The following is a 23,520-nucleotide window of genomic DNA, read 5'->3' on the forward strand; positions in this document are numbered from 1 at the left end:
CAGTGGCATCGGCGACGAAGACCGACAGCATGGACGGCACGAAGTGGGTGACGGTGACCCGCTCCGCGGTAATGATCTCGGCGAGGTAAGCCGGATCGCGATGCCCGTCCGGCCTCGCGATGACCATGCGCGCACCGATCTGCAACGGCCAGAAGAACTCCCACACCGAAACGTCGAAGGTGGCGGGCGTCTTCTGCAATACGGCGTCGGCGCTGGTCAGCCCGTAGGCCGACTGCATCCACACCAGACGGTTCACGATCGCGGCGTGGCTGACCGCCACACCCTTCGGCCGACCGGTCGAACCCGAGGTGAAGATCACGTACGCGGTGTTCGACGGCCGCAGCGGCACACGCCGTTCCGTCTGGGTCACCGGCTCGTCCGACAGCCCGAACAGGTCGAGCAGATCGATGCGCACCTGGGCGGTATCGATCTTCAGGTCGTCACCGGAGGTCAGCACACAGACCGGATCAGCGGTGGCGAGAATGTATTCCGTGCGCTCGGCCGGATGGTCCGGATCCAGCGGCACATACGCGCCACCGGCCACGGTCACCGCGTACATGCCGACCACCAGATCGATGGAACGGCGCATACCAAGGGCCACATACGATTCCGCGCCGACACCGCGTTCGATGAGCCAGCGCGCGAGGCGGAAGACCTGGGCGCCGAACTCGGCGTAGGTCAGACTCGTCCCCTCGAAGGTCAGCGCGGTCGCGTCCGGCGTGGCGGCGAGCTGGGCCTCGAACATCGAGACCAGCGTGGCCGCCGCATCCACCTGGTGTGCGGTGTCGTTCCAACCGGACACCACGAGCTCGCGCTCGGCGGTGTCGAGCAGTTCGATATCCCCGACGGGCGCGGCCGGCTCGGTGGTGATCGCGGTGAGCACCCGCACCAGTCGATCGGCGATGCGGCGCACCGTCGGCTCGTCGAACAGGTCGCGCAGGTAGCCCGCGCGAATCCGCAGCCGGGAGTCCAGCTGCGCGATCAGGGTCAGCGGATAGTGCGTGGCATCGGCGGCCTGCATGTCGACCACGGCCATGCCATCGATATCGGCGGCCTGCGCCCGGATGCCCTCGGCATCGACCGGGTAGGACTCGAAGACCACCAGCGTGTCGAACAGGCCGCCGATACCGGCGGCGGACTGGATATCGGCCAAGCCGACGTAGTGGTGATCGAGCAGATCCGCTTGCTCGCCCTGGGTCCGGGTGAGCAACTGCTCCACCGATTCCGACGGATCGAAGCGCACCCGCACCGGAACGGTGTTGATGAACAGGCCGACCATCGATTCGACGCCGGACAGCTGGGCCGGACGGCCGGAAACCGTGGTGCCGAACAGCACATCGTCACGGCTGGTCATCCGGCCGATCAACAGGCCCCAGGCGACCTGCAGCACGGTATTCGGGGTGACGCCGAGCGAGGCCGCGAGTGCGGTCAGTCGCGCGGTCGCCTGCTCGCCCAGCTCGAAGAAGTATTCGCCGGACAACGCGGTGATTTCGCGGCTCGCATCGGGGCGCGACAGCAGCGTCGGTTCGCTGACACCGCGCAGCGCAACCGTCCACGCGGCCACCGAGGCGGCGTGGTCCTGCTGCCTGGTCCATTCCAGGAAGTGTCGGTAGGAGCGCGCCGCGGGCAGCACATTGGCATCGGCGTGCGCCGCGTAGAGCACCAGCAGATCCCGCATGAGCAGCGGCATGGACCAGCCGTCGAGCAGGATGTGGTGGTTGGACACCACGAATTGCCAACGGTCCGAAGCGGTTTGGATCAGCGTGAAGCGGATCAGCGGTGGCGCGGTCAGATCGAACCGCTGGGTGCGATCGGCGGCGATGATATCGGCGGCATCGCCGGATTCGATCCGGTCGTGCTCGGCCCAGGCGACGCGGGCGCTGTCGAGCACGACCTGCACCGGATTGCCATCGCTATCGGTGACGAAGGCGGTGCGCAGGTTCTCGTAGCGATCCACCAGAGCCTGTGCGGCCGAACGCAATCGGGTCGGATCCACGTGGCCGGTGAGCGTCAGCACAGCCTGCGCGGTGTAGACGTCCACCGAGGTGGCGGCCAAGCGCGCGTGGAACAGCAGACCCGCCTGCAGTGCGGACAGCGGCCAGATATCGGCCAGTGCCGGGAAGCGCTGCTCCCAGTTGTCGATATCGCGTTGGGTCGAACGCACCAGGGCGAAGTCGGACGGTGTGTGCCCGCCCGCGCCGTTCGAATTGGCGTGCCGGGCAACCGCTTCCAGTGCGGCGGTCCACAGTTCGCCGAATTCGCGGACCTGCTCGGCATCGAGCAGGGTGGTCGGGTAGCCGATATTGGCGGTCAGCTTGTCGCCGACCACGATGGCATTGATATCCAGCGGCGCCATCGCGGGCATATCCGCGTCGTAGGCGCCGCCGAGCGCACCGAGTTCGGCGGCCGGGATCCAGCCGAAGCCGCGCAGTGCCTCGGGCACATCGCCCTCGGAGACGCGGCCCAGGTAGTTGAAGCTCACCTGGCCCGGCTGTTCGACGGGCAGTTCGGTGGCGGTGGCCGCGTTCAGGTAGCGCAGCAGGCCGTAGCCGATGCCCTTGTCCGGCACCGCCAGCAGCTGCTCCTTGACCGCCTTGATGGCCTTGCCGAGCGCCGGGCCGCCGGTCAGCGCGGCATCGATATCGATGCCGGACAGGTCGAAGCGGACCGGGAAGATCGCGGTGAACCAGCCGACGGTGCGCGAAAGATCCGCGCCGGGCACGATGCCCTCTTCGCGGCCGTGGCCCTCCAGCCGGATCAGCAGCGCATCGTCGATGCGGCCGGTGCTGCGGCGCGCGCGCCACTTCGCGGTCGCCAGGGCGAGCGCGGTGAGCAGACCGTCGTTCACGCCGCCGTGGAACAGGGCGGGCACGGTGGTCAGCAGCGCCTTGGTGACCTCGGCGGACACCTCGACCTGCAGCTTCTCGATGGCGCCCGAGGTATCCACGGTCGGATCCAGCGGACGGTCGGTCAGCAGCGGATCCGGCGTGCCGACCACCGAACGCCAGTAGTCGAGTTCGGCCACCCGCTCGGCACTTTCGGCCTCGCGGCGCAGTGCGTCCGCCCAGGACCGCATCGAGGTCGCGGGTGCGACGAGCTGCGGTTCCTGACCAGCGGTGAGCTGGCCCCATGCGGCGACGAAGTCCGGCACCAGGATGCGCCAGGAAACACCGTCCACCACGAGGTGATGCGCGGCCACGATGAGCCGGCCGCCGCGGCTGCCATCCGACGGTTCCAGCCAGACGAATCGAATCACCACGCCCGCGGCCGGATCGAGTCGATCCAGCGCGGCATCCAGTGCGGCGGAGGCGATGCCGAACAGTCCGGCATCGTCGATATCGGCGGCGAATTCGGTGCGCTCGATCAGCGCGTCCACATCCACGGTGCCGGGTTCGGCGGTTTCGAGGATCCAGTCGTCCTCCGCGCGGTACAGACGCGCCCGCAGCATGTCGTGGCGATCGATCACCGCGGCAACGGTTTTCGCGATGCCCGCACGATCGATGCCGACCGGCAATTCGAGTGCCATGGTCTGGTTGAACCGGCCGAACGAACCGCGCCGCTGCGCCATGAACCGGACCACCGGGGTCAGCGGCATGGTGCCGATACCACCACCGGGCAGCTCGGCCAGTGCCGCGACGGCGGTTTCGGTGCTGTCGGCGGTTTCGGCGACCGCGGCGAGTCCGGCCACGGTGCGCTGCTCGAAGACATGGCGCGGGGTGAAGACCACACCGCGTGCCTTGGCCCGCGAAACCAGCTGGATCGACACGATGCTGTCGCCACCGAGCGCGAAGAACGAATCGTCGACACCGACCCGCTCGAGGCCGAGCACCTCAGCGAAGACCTCGGCAATCGTGTGCTCGATCGGCGTGCGCGGTGCGCGGAAGACCACCTCGGTCGCGAAGACCGGCTCCGGCAGGGCCTTGCGGTCCAGCTTGCCGACCGGGGTCAGCGGGATATGGTCGATCACCATCACCGACGACGGCACCATATACGCGGGCAGGCGCTGCTCGACGTGCGCGGTCAGCTCGGCGACATCGATCGAATGACCCGGCGCCGCAACCACATACGACACCAGCGAAGTGGCGCCCGCACCGCCCTTGTGGCCGAGGGTGACCGCGAAGTCGACAGTCTCGTGCGCGGCCAGGGCCGCGTCGATCTCGCCGAGTTCGATGCGGAAGCCACGCACCTTCACCTGGAAGTCGGAGCGGCCCACATACTCGACCTCAGCGTTGTTCGTCCATCGAACCACGTCACCGGTGCGGTACATGCGCGCACCAGCGACATACGGGTTGGCCACGAAGCGTTCGGCGCTCAGCCCGGCGCGGGCGTGATAACCGCGCGCCAACTGGATGCCCGACAGATACAGCTCACCCGCGACACCCACCGGCACCGGCCGGAGCTGGGCATCCAGGATCAGCGACTGCATGCCGCGGATCGGCGCACCGATCACCACCGTGTCACCGGCCACCAGCGCAGCGCTGATATTGGTCATGATGGTGGTCTCGGTCGGACCGTAACCATTGTGGAAGCTGCGGACGGACCCGTTCTCCAGCGGCACCGCCCATTTCGCGACCAGATCCGACGGTACCGCCTCACCACCGGCGACCAGTACCCGCAACGAGTCCAGACCGGTCGGATCGAAGGTGGCCAGCGCGGCAGGGGTGATGAACGCGTGCGTGACCCGCTCGGTGCGGATCAGCTCGGACAGTTCCTCACCGCCGTACACGCCGGGTGGCGTCACCACCAGCGCACCGCCGGCGCCGACCGCGAGCAGCAGTTCGAGAATCGAGGCATCGAAGCTGGGCGAGGCGAAATGCAGTGCGCGCGAACCGGAATCGAGGTCGTAGCGCACGATCTGCTCGACACTGAAGTTCGCGAGACCGGCGTGGGTGACCACCACACCCTTGGGCACACCGGTGGAGCCCGAGGTGTAGATGACGTAGGCCGGATGCGCCGGACGCAGCGGGCGGACCCGGTCGGCGTCGGTGATCGCAGCGCCGTCGAATCCGTCCAGGTCGAGCTCGTCGAGCACCAGCCAGCGCACTGAGTCGGGCAGGCCGTCGCGGACCGCCGCGACGGTGAGACCGACGGGAGAACCGGAATCGGTCACCATGTGCGCGATGCGCTCGGCCGGGTAGTTCGGGTCGACGGGGACGAATGCCGCACCCGTCTTCGATACCGCCCAGGCGGCGAAGACCGAATCCGCGGACCGCGGCACGCCGACGGCAACCAGGTCCTCGGTCCCGATGCCCTCGGCAATGAGCAAGCGCGCCAACCGGTTCGATCGCTCGTCGAGGTCGCCGTAGGAGACACGTGTCCCCTGGAACACCACGGCGGTCGCGTTCGGATCCAGCGCGGCGGCCTCGGCCAGCAGCTCGGGCAGGGTGCGCGCGGGCACCGCGGGTGCACCGGTGCGGGCGATCAGCTCGGCTCGCTCCTGCGCGTCGAGCACATCGATGGCACCCACCGTGATCGTCGGGTCGGCGGCAATCGCCTCCAGCACCCGCCGCCAACGCTGTGCGATCAGCGCCACGGTCGACTCGTCGAACAATTCGGTGGCGTAGGTGAGCGCCAAAGTCATTCCGGTGGAACCGGATTCGGACAGGGTGAACTGCAGGTCGAAGCGGGCGACATTCTCTTCGAGGTCAAGCGCGGCCACCGAAAGACCCGGCAATTCGAGTGCGGTGCGCTCCAGGTTCTGGAATGCGAGCATCACCTGGAACAGTGGGTTGCGCGCCTGCGAACGCTGCGGCGCCAGCAGTTCCACGAGCCGTTCGAACGGTACGTCGGCATTGCCGAAGGCATCCAGGTCGGTCGACCGCATCCGGTCCAGCAGCGCGGTAAAGGATTCCGACTGGTCGATACCGGTCCGCAGCACGAGGGTATTGACGAACATGCCGACCAGATCGTCGAGCGCCTGCTCACCACGTCCCGCGATCGGCGAACCGACGGCGATATCGTCGGTGCCCGACAAACGGGCCAGCAGCACCGTGAGCGCACTGTGCATCACCATGAACAGCGACGCACCGCGTTGGCGCGCAATACCTTCCAGCGCCACGATCAGTTCGGCGGGCAGATCGGTCCGCAGGGTCGCGCCGCGATGCGAGGCGATCGCGGGGCGCGGCCGGTCGGTGGGCAGCGGCAGTTCGTCCGGGACGCCGTCGAGTGCGCGCTGCCAGTGCGCCACCTGATGCGCCATCAGCGAAGTCGGATCGTCCTCCGAGCCGAGGACTTCACGCTGCCAGCTGGCGAAGTCCGCATACTGCACCGGCAGCGGCGCCCAGCCGGGTGCGGCGTCCTGGGTGCGCGCGGTGTAGGCCAGCATCACGTCGCGGGTCAGCGGGCCGATGGAGAAACCGTCGGCCGCGATGTGGTGCACGACGACGACGAGCACATGCTCGTCGGCACCGGCGCGCAAGAGCCTGGCCCGCAGCGGAACCTGTTCGGACACATCGAATCCGGTGGTCACGAATTCGGTCACCACCGCGATCAGCTCGGCCGGATCGACCGAAACCGGCTGCAGGTCGAGTGCGATCGCATCGGCGGGCACGATTACCTGGACCGGGGTTCCGCCATGCTCCGGGTAGCGGGTGCGCAGCGATTCGTGCCTGCGCACCACATCCGCCACCGCGAGTCGCAGTGCATCCGTATCCAATGTGCCGGTCAGCCGGATGGCGACCGGGATGTTGTAGGCCGCGGATGTGGTGTCGTACTTGTTCAGGAACCACATGCGCTGCTGTGCGAACGACAGCGGCACCAGTTCGTCGGCCTTACGCGGCCGGGCGATCAACCGGGCGCGCGCGGCGCCGTCGGCATGCGATTCCACCCGGGCCGCGAGCGCCTCCACAGTGGATGCCTCGAACAGCGCGCGCACCGGGACGGTGGTGCCGAGCGCCGCGCCGATCCGGGATACCACCCGGGTCGCGATGAGCGAATTGCCGCCGAGGTCGAAGAAGTCGTCGTCGACACCGACCCTGGGCAGGTCGAGCACATCGGCGAAGACAGCCGCGACGGTCTCCTGGACCGGCGTCACCGGGGCGCGGAAGGCCTTGGCCTGCACCGCGGGCGCGGGCAGCGCGCGACGGTCCAGCTTGCCGTTGACGGTCAACGGAATCCACTCGAGCCGCACCAGTGCCGCGGGCACCATATAGGACGGAAGTCGCTGCGCCGCACCGCTGCGCACCACGTCGAGGTCCGGGATCACCTCGGGTTCGGCGACCACATAGGCCACGATCCGCTGATCGCCCGGCTGGTCCTCGCGCACGATGACCGCGGCCTGGGCAATGCCAGGCTGGGCCAGGATGGCGGATTCGATCTCGCCGAGTTCGATGCGGAAGCCACGCACCTTGACCTGATCGTCGGCGCGGCCGAGGTATTCGAGTTCGCCGAAGCGGTTCCAGCGCGCGAGGTCGCCGGAGCGGTACAGGCGGGTGCCCGCGGCGTCCGCGTCGGCGAGCGGGTTCGCGACGAAACGGGTGGTGGTCAGGTCCGGGCGGCCGAGGTAGCCGCGGGCCAATTGCGGTCCCGTGACATACATTTCGCCCGCGACGCCGACCGGAACCGGCCGCAGCCGGTTGTCGAGGACGTACACGCGCAGACCAGCGATGGCGCGGCCGACCACGCTGCCCGAGGCGGCGGCGATGGTCGCCGCGTCCAGTGCGCGGTAGGAGACGTGCACCGTGGTCTCGGTGATGCCGTACATATTGACCAGCAGTGGAGCGGTCGGCGCGGAGCCCGCGTAGCGCCGGTCGGCACCGTCGCCATGCCGGGCGACCCAATCCGCGAGCCTGCGCAGTTCGAGGGCTTCACCGCCGAACACCACGTAACGCAGTGCCAGTGGCTCGGCATCCGATGCGGCATTGCGATCCGCCTCGGCCAGTTGGTAGAACGCGGACGGCGTCTGGTTGAGCACCGTGACCTGTTCCACCCGCAGCAGTTCCAGGAACTGTTCGGGCGAGCGCGAGGTGTAGTAATCGACGACGACCAGGGTTCCGCCGAACAGCAGCGGACCCCACAGCTCCCACACCGAGAAGTCGAAGGCGTAGGAGTGGAACAGCGTCCAGACATCGCCGGGGCCGAAGCCGAAGTCACGATCGGTATTGGCGAACAGCCGCACCACATTCCGGTGCGCGACCGCCACACCCTTCGGGCGGCCGGTCGAGCCGGAGGTGTAGATCACGTACGCGACATTGTCCGGGCCGAGCGCGGCGAGGCGGTCGGTGTCGGTGATCGGGGCATCGTCGGCGTCCTCGACATTGCCGGCCTCCACCGCGAATCCGTCGAGGACCACGGTCGGCAGTTCGGCGGGCACGCTCACCTGGACCGTGGAATCGAGGATCACACTGGTCGGACGCGAATCCGTGAGCACATAGGCGATACGGTCGGCCGGATAGGTCGGATCGACCGGGACATAGCCCGCACCGGTCTTCACCACCGCGAGCAGTGCGACCACGAGATCGAGCGAGCGCGGCAGGATGACCGCGACCAGCGATTCGGGACCCGCGCCGTCGGCGATCAGCCTGCGCGCCAACACATTCGCGCGCCGATCCAGCTCCGCGTAGGTCAGCGATTCGATACCGAATTTGGCCGCCGTGTTGTCCGGATGCGCCGCCACCGCCTGGTCGAACAAATCCACCAGCGTGGTACCCGGCGCGTTGAATCGCGCTGTGCTGTGTCGGATTGCGGCGCCTCTGGTGCCCTCCGTGTGCGCGTACACCTTGCCGCGTGCCGCGTTGACGGCCCCCCGGTTGCGTGCGGTTGCCGCCTCCGGGCCGGTCGCTCGCGCCAGGCTGTCGAATCCGGACGACACCCAACGCTGCGACACATTCAGCCGCTCGGCCTCACCCAGCAGGTCGATATCACCGATGACGATCTCGGGATTCTCGACCACACTCCGCAGAATCCGGACCAGGCGATCGGCGAACGACGCCACCGTCTCCGGATCGAACAGCTCGGTCGCGTAGTTCCACGACAGGCCCAGCGCACCGTCAGCGGTCTCGCCGACGGTCAGCTGCACATCGAATTTGGCCGTGCCGGCATCGAATTCGACCACCGACAGCTCGACACCCGGCAGCGCGACGGTGCCCATATCCGCGGCCGAGGCGGCCTCGAAGGTCAACGCCACCTGGAACAGCGGGTGGTGCGCCTGCGACCGGGCCGGACTGTGTTTACCCACCCCGGCGGCGGGGCCGCCTTGCCGCCCCCAGATGACGTCGACCAGCCGCTCGAACGGCACATCGGCATTGGCGAAGGCCGCCAGATCGGTCCGACGCACCTGCGCGAGCAGATCGCTGAACTTGGCGCTCGGCTCGACCGCATTGCGCAACACCAGCGTATTGACGAACATGCCGACCAGGTCGTCGAGCGCGCGTTCACCGCGCCCGGCGATCGGCGTGCCGATGGCGATATCGGTGCTGTTGGACAGCCGGGCCGCCCAGGTCGCCAGTGCGGCGTGCATGACCATGAACAGCGTGACGCCGCGGGCGCGGGCCAGTTCGGCCAGTGCCGCGCGCAATTCGGCGTCGACCGAGAAGCCATGGGTGCCACCGGCGTTGGAGGCGACCTCGGGTCGCGAGCGGTCGGCGGGCAGTTCGATCTGATCGGGCAGGTCGGCCAGCTGTTCGGTCCAGTACGCGAGCTGCTGTGCCGCGAGCGATTCCGGATCGTCCTCGCTGCCGAGCACCGCGCGCTGCCACAGCGCGTAGTCGGCGTACTGGACATCCAGCGGCGCCCAGGCGGGCACCTCACCGCGGCTGCGCTCGGTGTAGGCCAGCACCACATCACGCAGCAGCGGACGCAGCGAGAAGCCGTCACCACTGATGTGGTGCATGACCAGCACCGCGATGTGGTTGTCCGCATCGATGCTGAGCAGGTTGGCCCGGAACGGCACCTCGGTGGTCACATCGAAGTGCACGCTCGCCAGCTCGACGATGCGCGCGGGCACCGCTGCGGGGGTGATCGTCTCGGTCGCCAGCTCGAAGCGCACCTCGTCGGTGTGCAGGACGTGCTGGTAGCCGGTGCCTTCGACCTCCGGGTAGATGGTGCGCAGCGCCTCGTGCCTGGCCAGCACATCGCCGATGGCGGCGTGCAGCGCCGCGAGATCGACATCGCCGGTGAGCCGAACGGCGACCGGAATGTTATTGACCGCGGTGCGGTTGTCGAAGCGGTTCAGGAACCACATCCGCTGCTGGGCCAGCGAGAGCGGGACCAGCTCGGGGCGCGGCTGCGGAGTCAGCGGTGCCCGACCGCCTGCACCGGCGGCCGATTCCACCAGTGCGGCCAGCGCCGCGACACTCGAAGCCTCGAACAGCGCGCGCACCGGGATGTGGGTGTCCAGTGCCGCGCCGAGTCGGGCGGCGACCTGGGTGGCGATCAGCGAGTTGCCGCCGAGTTCGAAGAAATCGTCGTCCAGACCGACGCGGTGGCCGGCGCCCTGCAATCCGAGCACCTCGGCGAAGGTGCCCGCGACGATCTCCTCCACCGCAGTGGTGGGCGCGCGGAATACCTTGGCCGCGAACGTCGGTGCGGGCAGCGCCTTGCGATCCAGCTTGCCGGAGGCATTGAGCGGGAACTCGTCGAGCACCATATAGGCCGCGGGCACCATGTAGGCGGGCAACTGCGCACCGAGGGTGTTCTTGACCGTCTCGAGATCGATGGCCCGGTCCGGATTCGAGACCAGGTAGGCGACCAGCTGATCGCCGGTCCGCTCATCGGAGTGCACCAGCACGACCGCCTGCGCCACCGCGTCCTGCGCGGTGAGCGCCGACTCGATCTCGCCGAGTTCGATGCGCAGACCACGCAGCTTCACCTGGAAGTCGGTGCGGCCCAGGTACTCCAGTTCACCGCGCGCCGTCCAGGTGACGAGGTCACCGGTGCGGTACATGCGCTCGGCCGTACCGAACGGGTTCGCGATGAAACGTTCGGTGGTCAGGTCCGGGCGGCCGACATAGCCGTGCGCCAACTGCGCACCCGCCAGATACAGCTCACCCGGGACACCCACGGGCACCGGACGCAATCGCGAATCCAGCACGTACACCTGGGTGTTGAACACCGGCGCACCGATCGGCACCGAGCTGATATCGGCATCGGTCACCTCGTGGAAGGTGACGTCGACCGCGGCCTCGGTGGGGCCGTACAGATTGTGCAACCGCGCGCCGGTCAGCTGCCGCAGGCGCTGCGCGGCCACAGCGGGCAGCGCCTCACCGGAGGCGAAAACATTGCGCAGACTGGTGCATTCGGCCGCGCGGTCCTCGGCCGCGGCGGGAGCGACGGGCCCGGAGGAGGCAGCTTGCGTAACCACGGAGGGACCCGCGGAGGCCGCGATCGTGCTCAAGAAGACCGAAAGCATGGACGGCACGAAGTGCACCGTGGTGACCTGCTCGTCGACGATCACGCGCGCCATATAGACCGGATCGCGGTGACCGTCCGGCTTGGCCACGACCAGGCGGGCACCGACCTGCAACGGCCAGAAGAACTCCCACACCGACACGTCGAAGGTCGCCGGAGTCTTCTGCAGCACCACGTCATCGGCGGACAGACCGTATTCGGCGTGCATCCACACCAGGCGGTTGACGATCGCGGCGTGCGAGACCGCCACACCCTTGGGCCGACCGGTCGAACCCGAGGTGAAGATCACGTACGCGGTATTGCCCGGACGCAGCGGGCGATGCCGATCCGCGTCGGTCAGCGGTTCATCGGAGAACTCGGAAAGGTCGAGTTCATCGATGCGGACCTGGCGCGACACCGTGGTCTCCAGGTCGGTGCCCGCGGTCAGCACGCAGACCGGTCGCGCGGTCTCCAGGATGTAATCGATGCGCTCGGCCGGATGATCCGGATCCAGCGGCACGTATGCACCACCGGCGGCATTGATCGCGTACATGCCGACGACCAGCTCGATCGAACGCCGCATACCAAGGGCCACATACGATTCCGGGCCGACGCCGTTCTGCTTCAGCCAGCGCGCCAAGCGGTGCACCTGGGCGGCGAACTCGGCATAGGACAGACTTGTCCCCTCGTAGCTGACCGCGACCGTGTCCGGCGTGCGCACCGCCTGCGCCTCGAACAGCGAAACCAGCGTCGCGGCTGCATCGCCGACCGGCGAGGTCAGCGCCGCGTCCACCGGGAATTCGGTGTCGTTCCACCGGTCGAGCACCTGGGACCGCTCGGTGTCGTCGAGCAGGTCGATATCGCCCAACACGATCGCCGGTGCGGCGGTGATGCCGCGCAGGACCCGGACGAAGCGATCGGCGAAGGTCTCGGCGAACCGGTCGTCGAAAAGGTCGGTGGCGTAGACGAGTTCGGCGGCCATCTCCGATTCCGCGCCCTCGCTCAGCGTGAGCTGCAGGTCGACCTTGGCCGTTGGCGGGTCGATGCCGAGTTCGGACACCGCGAGTCCGGGCAGCTCCAGCGAGGTGCGACCGAGGTTCTGGAACGACAGCATCACCTGGAACAGCGGATGCCTGGCCTGCGAGCGGGCCGGGTTGAGCACCTCGACCAGCCGCTCGAACGGCACGTCGGCGTGCGCGAAGGCCTGAAGATCGCGTTCGCGGACCTGGGCGAGCAGGTCGGTGAACGATTCGGTCGGATCGACCTGGGTACGCAGCACCAGCGTGTTGACGAACATGCCGACCAGATCGTCGAGGACCTGCTCACCACGACCGGCCACCGGGATACCGATGGCAATGTCATCCGAACCGCTCAGCCGCGCGAGCAGGGTCGCGAAGGCGCTGTGTACCACCATGAACAGTGTGGTGCTGTGCTCGTGTGCGACGCGGTTCAGCGCCTCAACGAGCGCGCTGGGCAGCTGGAATCGATGCGTGCGCGCCGCATACGACGCGACGACCGGCCGCGGCTTGGGCGAGAGGCGCAGTTCCTCGGGCAATCCGGCCAGGGTTTCCTGCCAGTAGCCGAGCTGTTCGGAGATCAGCGAGGTCGGATCGTCCTCCGAGCCGAGCGTTTCGCGTTGCCACAGTGCGTAATCCACGTACTGCACCGCCAGCGGCGGCCAGACCGGCGCGGATTCCGAACTGCGCGCGATGTAGGCCGACATCAGATCGCGGACCAGCGGACGCATCGAGAAGCCGTCGGCCGCAATGTGATGCACGACGACCGTGAGCACGTGGTTCTGGGTGTTGTCGCGCCACTTATTGCTGCTCAGCGGCGCATGCTCGACCTGGTAGAGCCGAATCCGCACCGGCGATTCGGTCGTGATGTCGAATCCGCGACCGATGAATTCGTAGAGGGCACTACCCAATTCGCTTTCGGCGACCGGGAGGATCTCCAGCTCCGGCATCGCCTGCGCGGCCGCGAGCACCTGCTGGTAGGCCACACCCTCGTGGGACGGGTAGATCGTGCGCAGCGATTCGTGCCGGGTGATCACATCGGCGATCGCGCCGCGCAACGCGGGCAGATCGAGATGTCCGTGCAGCCGCACCGCCGCCGGAATATTGTCGGCGGCCGAATCGGCGTCGAAGCGGTTGAGGAACCACATCCGCTGCTGGGCCAGCGACAGCGGCGGGTACTCCGGACGCTGCCGCACGGTCAGCGCCTGGCGGGCACCGGCCCCGGCACTGGCCTCCATGCGCGCGGCGAGTCCGGCGACGGTCGGCGCCTCGAACAGCAGGCGCACCGGAACCTGGGTATCCAGTGCCGCGCCGAGCCGCGCCACCACCTGGGTGGCGATCAGCGAGTTGCCGCCGAGATCGAAGAAGTTGTCGTCGATGCCGATGCGGTCGCGGCTCAACACCTCGCTGAAAATGTCGACGACGATCTCTTCGATCGGGGTCGACGGTGCGCGGAATTCCTTGGCCTCGAAGACGGGTTCGGGCAGCGCGCGCCGATCCAGCTTGCCATTGGGGTTCAACGGCATGGCATCGAGCACCACGGTGGCGGCGGGAACCATGTACGACGGCAGCTGCTCGGTCAGGTGCTCGCGCAGTTCGTCCAGGTCGACCGTGCCGCCACTGGCGGGCACCACATAGGCGACCAGCTGATCGCCGGTCCTGGCATCCGCACGCACCAGCGCGACCGCCTGGGCCACCGAATCATGTGCGGTCAGGGCGGTTTCGATCTCACCGAGTTCGATGCGCAGACCGCGCAGCTTCACCTGGAAGTCGGTGCGGCCCAGATAAACGATCGCACCGTCGGCATTGCGGGTCACCAGGTCACCGGTGCGGTACATCCGGGATCCGGAGACGCCGAACGGGTTGGCCACGAAGCGATCCGCGGTCAGATCGGTACGCCCGAAGTAGCCGCGCGCCAACTGCGCACCGGCCAGATACAACTCACCCGCGACACCCGGCGCGACCGGATGCAGGCGGGCATCGAGCACGTACGCCTGGGCATTCCACACCGGCAGACCGATCGGCACCGCGCCGATCAGACCCTGCGCCACCGGACCGTGCGTCGCGTGCACCGCGAATTCGGTCGGGCCGTAGAGGTTGTAGAGCTCGGCGGAGCTGACATTGCGAATCGCGGCGACGGTGTCACCGGTGAAGGCCTCACCGGCGACCAGCAATGCGCGCAACGACTCCAGTGCCGCACCGCCGGCGGCGGCCACACTACCCGCGAAGACGGTCAGCATCGATGGCACGAACGAGGTCATGGTGACCCGTTCGGCCGCAATGACTTCCGCCAGGTATTGCGGGTCGCGATGCCCGTCCGGGCTCGCGACCACAATCCGGCCGCCGGTGCTCAACGGCCCGAACAGCTCCCACACCGACACGTCGAACGTCGCCGGGGTCTTGAACAAGACGATGTCATCGGCACCGATGCCGTATTCACCTGTGATCCAACGGATCTGGTTCACAACGGCAGCGTGCGGCACCGCCACACCCTTCGGCCGACCCGTCGAACCCGACGTGAAGATCACATACGCGGCGTTCTCCGCCCGCAGCGGCGCGATGCGCTGCTCATCGGTAACCGGCGCGTCCGAGTACTCGGACAGCTCCAGCTCATCGATGGAAAGCGTGGGCAGCCCGCCGCTTTCGAAGTTGTCCCGCGAGGTGGTCAGCACACAGACCGGTGCCGCCGACTCGAGCACATAGCTGATCCGCTCGGTCGGCTGATCCAGGTCCAACGGCACATAGCCGCCGCCCGCCGCCTGCACCGCGTACGCCGCGACCACGAGGTCGACCGAACGCCGCAGACCAAGGGCGACAAGCTTTTCCGGTCCGACACTGGCTTCGATCAACCGTCGCGCCAACCGGTGCACACGGGTACTGAATTCGGCATACGTCAGCGAGGTTCCGGTCGCCGGGTCCACGATCGCGACCGCATCCGGCGTGGCGGATGCCTGCGCGGCGAATTCGCCCACCAGAGTGAGCCCGCTCTGACGGATACCGGCACGACGCGGGGTGCGGCCGGGCTGACGACGCGGCAGAAAATCGTGCCTGGTGTCGTTCCAGCCGGTCACCGCGAGCGCGGTCTCCTGATCGTCGAGCAGCTCGATATCGCCGACCGGCACGGTCGGATCGGCGATGATGGCCGCCAGGATCCGATCGAGGCGCCGCGCGAAGGCCGCCACCGTGTCCTCGTCGAAAAGATCGAGGGCATAGGAGATTTCGGCCGACATACCGGCCGCCTTGCCCGATTCCTGGGTCTCCTGCAGGGTCAGCTGCAGATCGAATTTGGCCAGTCGCGCATCGTAATCGATGCCGTTGACCGACAGTCCGGGCAATTCGAGATTGGCCTGCTTGACGTTCTGGAACGCCAGCATCACCTGGAACAGCGGGTTGCGCGCCTGCGAACGGGCCGGGTTGAGAATTTCGACCAAGCGCTCGAACGGCAGATCCGCATGCGCGAACGCCTGCAGGTCGGTTTCCCTGGCCTGGGCGAGCAGATCGACGAAACTCGCCGAACCGGCGACATCGGTGCGCAATACGAGGGTATTGACGAACATGCCGATCAGGTCGTCCAGCGCGGCCTCACCGCGACCGGCGGCCGGGGTGCCGATGGCGATATCGCTGGTACCGCTGGCCCGCGCCAGCAGCACAGCGAGCGCGCTGTGCATGACCATGAACAGCGACGCATTGTGCTTGCGCCCCAGATCGATCAGCGCGCGCTGGGTCTCGGCGGGGATCACGAACGCGTAGGTGCCACCGCGATAGGAGGCGATCGCCGGACGCGGGCGGTCCGACGGCAGCACCAGTTCGTCGGGCAGATCGGCGAGTTCCTCGGTCCAGTACCGGATCTGGCTGGAGATCAGCGATTCCGGATCGTCCTCGGCGCCGAGCACCTCGCGCTGCCACAGCGCGTAGTCCGCGTACTGCACCGGCAGCGCGGACCACGCGGGCGACTCCCAGGAGGTGCGCGCCGCGTAGGCCACCATGACGTCGCGCGCCAGCGGCCCCATCGACCAACCGTCGGCCGAGATGTGGTGCACCACCATGCCGAGTACGAATTCGGACTCGCTGATCTCGAAAAGCCTGGCGTGCAATGGCACTTCGTCGGTGACGTCGAAGGCCATGGAGGCCAGGTCGATCAGATGCTCGACCAGGGTCTCCTCGGTGACCCGGTACGGAGTCAGGTCCGGCACGATCTGCGCCGCGTCGAGCACGACCTGAATCGGACCGTTCTTGGTCTCCGGGAAGACAGTGCGCAGCGACTCGTGCCGGTCGATCACGTCGATCACCGCGACCTGCAGTGCGGCGACATCGAGATCACCGGAGAGCCGGATCGCGACCGGAATGTTGTTGACCGCCGATGCGGTATCGAAGCGGTTGAGGAACCACATGCGCTGCTGCGCGAGCGAGAGCGGCACCGCCTCGGGGCGCTCTCGTGCGACCAGCGCACTGCGGGCACCGGCACCGGCGTGCGATTCCACCCGGGCCGCCAGCGCGGCCACCGTGGACGCCTCGAACACCATCCGCACCGGTACCCGGGTATCGAGTGCGGTGCCGATGCGCGAGGCGACCTGGGTGGCGATCAGCGAGTTGCCGCCGAGGTCGAAGAAGTCGTCGTCCACGCCGACGCGGGGCAGGTCGAGCACCTCGCCGAAGATCTGGGCGACGATCTCCTCGATGGGCGTGCTCGGCGCACGGAAGGTGTGCACCTCGAAGACCGGCTTGGGCAGGGCACGTCGATCGAGCTTGCCGTTCGCATTGAGCGGCATCGCCTCGAGCGTCACAAAGGCCGCGGGCACCATATAGGTGGGCACCATGGCGGCCAGATGTGTGCGCAGCGCGGAATCGAAGCCGGCCGCCGGCTCGGCCTCGGTCGGCACCACATAGGCGACCAACTGTTCGCCGAGCCGGTTGTCGGATCGGACCAATGCGACCGCCTGCGCCACCGTTGGATGGGCGCGCAAAGCGGATTCGATCTCACCAAGCTCGATCCGGACGCCGCGCAGCTTCACCTGGAAGTCGGTGCGGCCGCTGTAGACGATCTGTCCCGCGGCATCGCGGGTCACCAGGTCGCCGGTGCGGTACATGCGAGAACCGCTGGGACCGAACGGGTTCGCGACGAAGCGGTCGGCCGTCATATCCGGGCGGCTGAGATAGCCGCGCGCCAGCTGGGGACCCGACAGGTACAGCTCACCCGCGACACCCGGCGGCACCGGATGCAGCCGCGTATCCAGGACGTAGGCCCGGGTATTCCAGACCGGCGCACCGATCGGCACCGCGCCACGCACCACCTCGCCGACGACCGCGTGGGTGGCGTTGACGGTGAATTCCGTTGGGCCGTACAGGTTGATCAGTGTGATATCCGGGCGACCGAGCTTGCGGAACGCCTCCACCGCCTCACCGGTGAACGCCTCACCACCGACCAGCAGCATGCGCACCGAGCTCAGTGCCGGCGAATCGACGGTAGCGGCGAATACGGTCAGCAACGACGGCACGAACGAGGCGATGGTGACCTGTTCGGCGGCGATGACCTCGGTCAGATATTGGGTGTCGCGGTAGCCGTCGTGGGTGGCGATCACGGTGCGGCCACCGGAGAGCAAGGGCGCCAACGGCTCCCACACCGACGCGTCGAAGGTGGCCGGCGTCTTGTACAGCGCGACATCGTCGGCGCCGATCCCGAATTCGCTGATGAGCCAGCGCATCTGGTGCACCAGCGCGGCATGCGATACCCCGACACCCTTCGGGCGACCGGTGGAACCCGAGGTGAAGATCGCGTACGCCAAATGTTCCGGACGCAATGGCGCGATGCGCTCGGCATCGGTCACCGGGGCGTCGGAGATACCGGACAGCTCGAGCTCGTCGACAACCAGCGTCGCCAGCTCCGGCGGCGCAAACTGATCCCGGGACGTGGTCAGCACATAGGCCGGCGCCGCGGAATCGAGCACATGGGCGATGCGTTCGGCAGGCTGATCGAGATCGAGCGGCACATAGGTGCCGCCGGCCTCGAGCACCGCGTGGATCGCGACCATCAGTTCGACCGAGCGCCGCATACCGAGCGCGACCGGCACGTCCGGACCGACGCCAGCCCCGATCAGCCAGCGCGCGAGCGCGTGTACCCGAGATCCGAACTCCGCGTAGGTCAATGACGCGCCGACCGCCGGGGTGTAGCTGTCGACGGAGCGGTCGACCACGGCGATCGCATCCGGTGTCGCGGCCACCTGACGGGTGAACAGATCGCTGACCGTGCCCGCCGCCTCTAGCTCGCGCGGCGCGCCGTGCCAGCCGTCGCGGGCCAGCTCGACCTCGCGTTCGTCGAGCAGATCGATATCGCCGACGATCGCCGCCGGATCCGCGGTGACCCCGCGCAGAATCCGCACCAGCCGATCGGCGAACGACGATACCGTCGCCTCATCGAACAGATCGGTGGCGTAGGAGACGGCAACCGAAACGCCCGCGGGCTCACCCTGGCTGCCGCGCTGTTCGGTCAGCGTCCAGAGCAGATCGAATTTGGCGATGTGGACTTCGAGTTCGGCGGCCGATACCGACAGTCCGGGCAGTTCCAGCGTGCCGTGTGACATTTCCTGGAACGACAGCATCACCTGGAACAGCGGGTGCCGCGCCTGGGATCGGGTCGGGTTGACCACCTCGACGATCCGTTCGAACGGAACGCCGCTGTATGCGAAGGCCGCGAGATCGACTTCCCTGGTGCGCGAGAGGAATTCGGTGAAGGACCGACTCGGCTCGACCTCCGAGCGCAGCACGAGCGTATTGACGAACATGCCGATCAGGTCGTCGAGCGCCTGTTCGCCACGTCCGGCGATCGGGGTACCGATGGCGATATCGGTGGTGCCGGACAGCCGGGCCAACAGCAGCGCCAGCGCGGCGTGCAGCACCATGAACGGGGTCGCGCCCTCGGCGCGGGCCAGTGCGCTCAGCCGGGTGTGTAGTTCGGCATCGATGTCGAAATTGAACTGCGCGCCGCGGAAGCTCTGCACCGGCGGACGCTGCCGATCGGTGGGCAGATCCAGCTGATCCGGCAGTCCGGCCAGCGCGTTACGCCAGTAGGCGATCTCACGGCCGGCCAGGGAATCGGAATCGCTTTCGGCACCGAGCAATTCGCGCTGCCACAAGGTGTAGTCGCGGTACTGCACCGGCAGGGGTGCCCAGGTGGGCGCGGCTCCGGCCGCACGGGCCAGATACGCGGCAGTGACGTCGCGCGCGAGCGGCCCGAACGAGAAGCCGTCCGCCGCGATGTGATGCACGACGAAGGCGAGCGCGTACTCGGGCGTTTCATCGGAGGACGCACCGGTGATCTGATACAGGCGCACCCGAATGGGCAACTCGGTGGAGACATCGAAGCCGGCGGAGGCGAATTCGGTGAGCACGTCGAGTAGTTCGGATGCCACGAGCGGCTGCACGGTGACACCGAGGTCGACCTCCTCGATCGGCAGCACCTGTTGATAGGCGCCGTCGCCCGAGTTCGGGAAAATCGTGCGCAGCGATTCCTGGCGGGTCAGCACATCGGTGAGCGCGGCCTGCATCGCGCCGAAATCGACCTGACCGCCCAGCCGCACCACGAACGGCAGGTTGTAGGTCGGCACCGTGGAGTCGAATTGGTTGATGAACCACATCCGCTGCTGAGCCAGTGACAGCGGCACCCGCTCGGGCAGCTGCTGGGCCACCAGGGCCGGGCGCGGCCGCTCGGTGGACTGGGCCGATTCGGCGCGGGCGGCGAGACCGGCCACGGTCGGGGTCTCGAACAGCGCGCGCACGCCGATCCGGGTGCCGAATGCCGCGCCGATCCGGGCCACCACCTGGGTGGCGACCAGCGAGTTGCCGCCAAGATCGAAGAAGTTGTCATCGATGCCGATGCGCTCCTGGCTGAGCACATCGGCGAAAATCGCCGCCACGATCTGCTCGGCCGGGGTACGCGGAGCCCGGAATCCGGCCGCGTCCACGCTGAATACCGGCTCCGGCAGGGCCTTTCGATCCAGCTTGCCGGAGGTGTTGAGCGGGAAGGCGTCCAGCAGCATGATCGCCGCGGGCACCATGTAGCTCGGCAGCTTTTCCGCGACGAACCTGGTGAGTTCGATCGATTCGATCGACTGTCCTGGCGCGGGCACCACATACGCGACCAACTGCTGACCGGTGGCGGTATCGACCACCAGCACGGCGGACTGGCTAACTGCGCTATGGGCAAGGAGTTCGGTTTCGATCTCACCGAGTTCGATGCGCTGACCGCGGAATTTCACTTGGAAGTCGGTGCGGCCGATGTATTCCAGGGTGCCCGCGGCATTCCAGCGCACCAGGTCACCGGTGCGGTACATGCGCTCGCCATCGCCGCCGAACGGGCTGGCGACGAAACGATCCGAGGTCAGGTCCGGACGACCGCGGTAACCGCGCGCCAGCTGACGCCCACCAAGATACAGCTCACCCGGTGCGCCGACGGCCGCCGGGCGCAGCCGCGAATCCAACACGTAGACCTGGACATTCCACTCCGGAATACCGATCGGCACCGTGACGGTATCGGCGGCGGTTGCCTCCCAGTAGGTGACCGAAACCGCGGCCTCGGTGGGGCCGTACAGGTTGTGCAGACCAGCGGGAGCCGAGCCTGCGGAGCGAGCAGAGAAATCAGTGGTGATCTCCCTGAATTTCGCGGCGGTCTCCGGCGGCAGCGCCTCACCGATGACGAAAACCGCACGCAGCGTGGCACATTGGGCGGCGGTCGCATGGGCGACGAACACCGTCAGCATGGACGGCACGAAGTCGGTGACGGTGACCCGGTGCCGCTCGATCGTCTCGGCGACATACAGCGGATCGCGATGCCCGTCCGGGGTCGCGATAACGAGTTTCGCGCCGACCATCAGGGGCAGGAAGTAACCCCACAGCGAGACGTCGAAGGTGGTCGCGGTCTTTTGCAGGTACACATCGTCGGCGCTGATGCGGTACTCGTCGAGCATCCACAGCTGCTGGTTGACGATCGCATGATGGGTTACCGCGACACCTTTCGGGCGTCCGGTCGAACCCGAGGTGTAGATCACATAGGCGGTATTGTCCGGCCGCAGCGGTGCGCGGCGCTGCGAATCCGTCACCGGCGCGGCGTCGTACGCCGACACGTCCAGGGTGTCGATTTCCACCCGGCGCACCGATTCCGGCAGCTCGAGTTCGTCGGCGGAGACTGTCAGTACGCAGACCGGTGCCGCGGACTCGAGGATGTAGGCGGTGCGCTCGGCCGGATGGTCCGGATCGATCGGCACATACGCGCCACCGGCCTTCAGCACCGCGTGCATACCGATGACCAGATCCAGCGAACGTCGCATACCGAGCGCGACAAGCGATTCCGGGCCGACGCCGTCGGCGATCAGGAACCGGGCCAGGCGGTTGACCCGCGCGGCGAACTCCGCATAGGTGAGCTGTGTGCCCTCGAAATCGAGGGCGATATTGTCCGGGGTCAGCTGAGTCTGGGCATCCAGCAGGGCCGCCAGGGTGGTTTCCGGGACGTCCTGCTCGGAGTCGTTCCACTCCAGCAGCGTCAGTTCGCGCTCGTTCTCGGTGGCGGTGGGCAGCTCCCACACCACGGCGTCGGCATCGGCGGCCAGGAACCGGCTGAAGAACTCGAGGAACCGCGAATGATGCTGTGCGGCTTCGGCCTCGGTGTAGAGGTTCGGGTTGGTCTCGAAGTCGATATGTGAACGGGTGCCGCCGACCGACTGATAAAAATTGACACCGAGGTCCTCGATGCTGCCGGTGGACAGCACGTTGAACTCACCGACCATGTCCCCGAGCACGACCTCGTTGTGGAACAACATGATGTTGACCCACGGACCGAAGAACTCCGCGCCGACACCATTTCCGGTATTGGCGCCCGCGCTGTCACGCCGGATGTCCTCGTGCCGGTAGCGCTGATGGCGCAGCGCGCCCGATACCTCGACGGTTACCGAGCGCAACAGTTCGGCGACGGTGGTGTCATAGCCGACCCGCAGCCGCAACGGCACGATATTCGAGGTCACACCGCCGGAGCGGCGCATCGCGGCAGTGGTGCGCGCGGTCACCGGCAGACTCAGGATCACCTCTTGCGCACCGGTCCATTGGGCCAGATACGCGGCGAAACCGGCGATCAGCAGACCAGCGGGGGAATTGTCGTGGCGGGTAATCGCGTCGGCGAGCAGCGCCTCCTGCTGCACGGACAATGCCGCACTCGACACCCCGTTGAGCGGCGCCGGTGCCGCGGACCGACCGACCAGGCTGGTTCCGTCCTCCAGCCCGGCTACCCGCTGCGCCCAATGCTCCTTATCGGACTGGAAGCGAGTGCTGTCGCGGTAGGCCAACTCGGATTCGTATAGGGCGCGCAGATCGACGGCCTTGTACGGCGGCGGCTCGGTGTCATTCACCAGCGAGGTGTAGATATCGGCGAACCGCTTCATGTACGTCATCGCGCCGAAACCGTCGAGCACGATGTGATGCACCCGCGTATACCAGTACCAGTGCCGGTCCGCGAGTTGCAGGACGGCAGTCATCATCAGGCGGTCATCGACCATATCCAGCGGACGGCTGTACTCGGCGCGCATCCAGGCGTGGGCCGCGGCCACCGGGTCGTCCTCGGCACGCAGATCGACGTAGCCGACATCGTCGGAATCGGGGATCGAATAGTCGACGTACTGCAGCGGCTCACCGTCGCGTTCGACGATCCGCAGGAAGCCCGAGCCGAGCTCGCGCGAGGCGATGATGCTGGCTTCCCGCAACAAGGGCCGATCAATATCGCCGTGGACGTCTACGTACTGCGCGATATTGATCGGGACCTGCGGATCCACATGCTGCGCATACCAAATGCCCAGCTGTGCTGGCGACAACGGAAAGTACTCCGCGGCCTCCTGCGTAGCGTCCGCCCGTGTGTCACCAGTTTCGCCGTTTCCGCCGAAATCCAGCCGGTCCAACCGTAACCTCGCTTCCGGAACACCACACGAGCGCTCCCCGACGAACACCGGAACACGGACGCGCACCTATCCGAGCGTGGCGTCTGTGTTCCCGCGTTCAGTTCTCATCAATCAAGCAAAAATGTTCATTGGCACTATCTGCCCGCCAGGCCGAACTCGTTACATGAGCGCGACCATGCCCACTACCCACCGACCGGCTCCGCCGGGAAGATCAATCCAGATCACCGAGACAATCTACCGTCGCC

The 23,520-nt window shown here is 67.4% G+C and carries 1 protein-coding gene (only partly in view); it reads right to left on the bottom strand.

Going from position 1 to position 23,520, the window contains the following annotated elements; translation table 11 throughout:
* Window positions 1-23,275, bottom strand: partial view of a non-ribosomal peptide synthase/polyketide synthase gene (locus AB0L63_RS03055; RefSeq protein WP_364494015.1) — the 5' portion only. The gene continues 20,732 nt to the left of window position 1, outside the view; 23,275 of the gene's 44,007 nt are visible here — the first part of the coding sequence; its start codon is at window positions 23,273-23,275; its stop codon lies off the left edge, out of view.
* Between the last annotated feature and the right edge of the window lie 245 nt (window positions 23,276-23,520).

The sequence above is a fragment of the Nocardia sp. NPDC051990 genome (genome assembly GCF_040680755.1).
In the GTDB taxonomy this organism is placed as follows: Bacteria; Actinomycetota; Actinomycetes; order Mycobacteriales; family Mycobacteriaceae; genus Nocardia.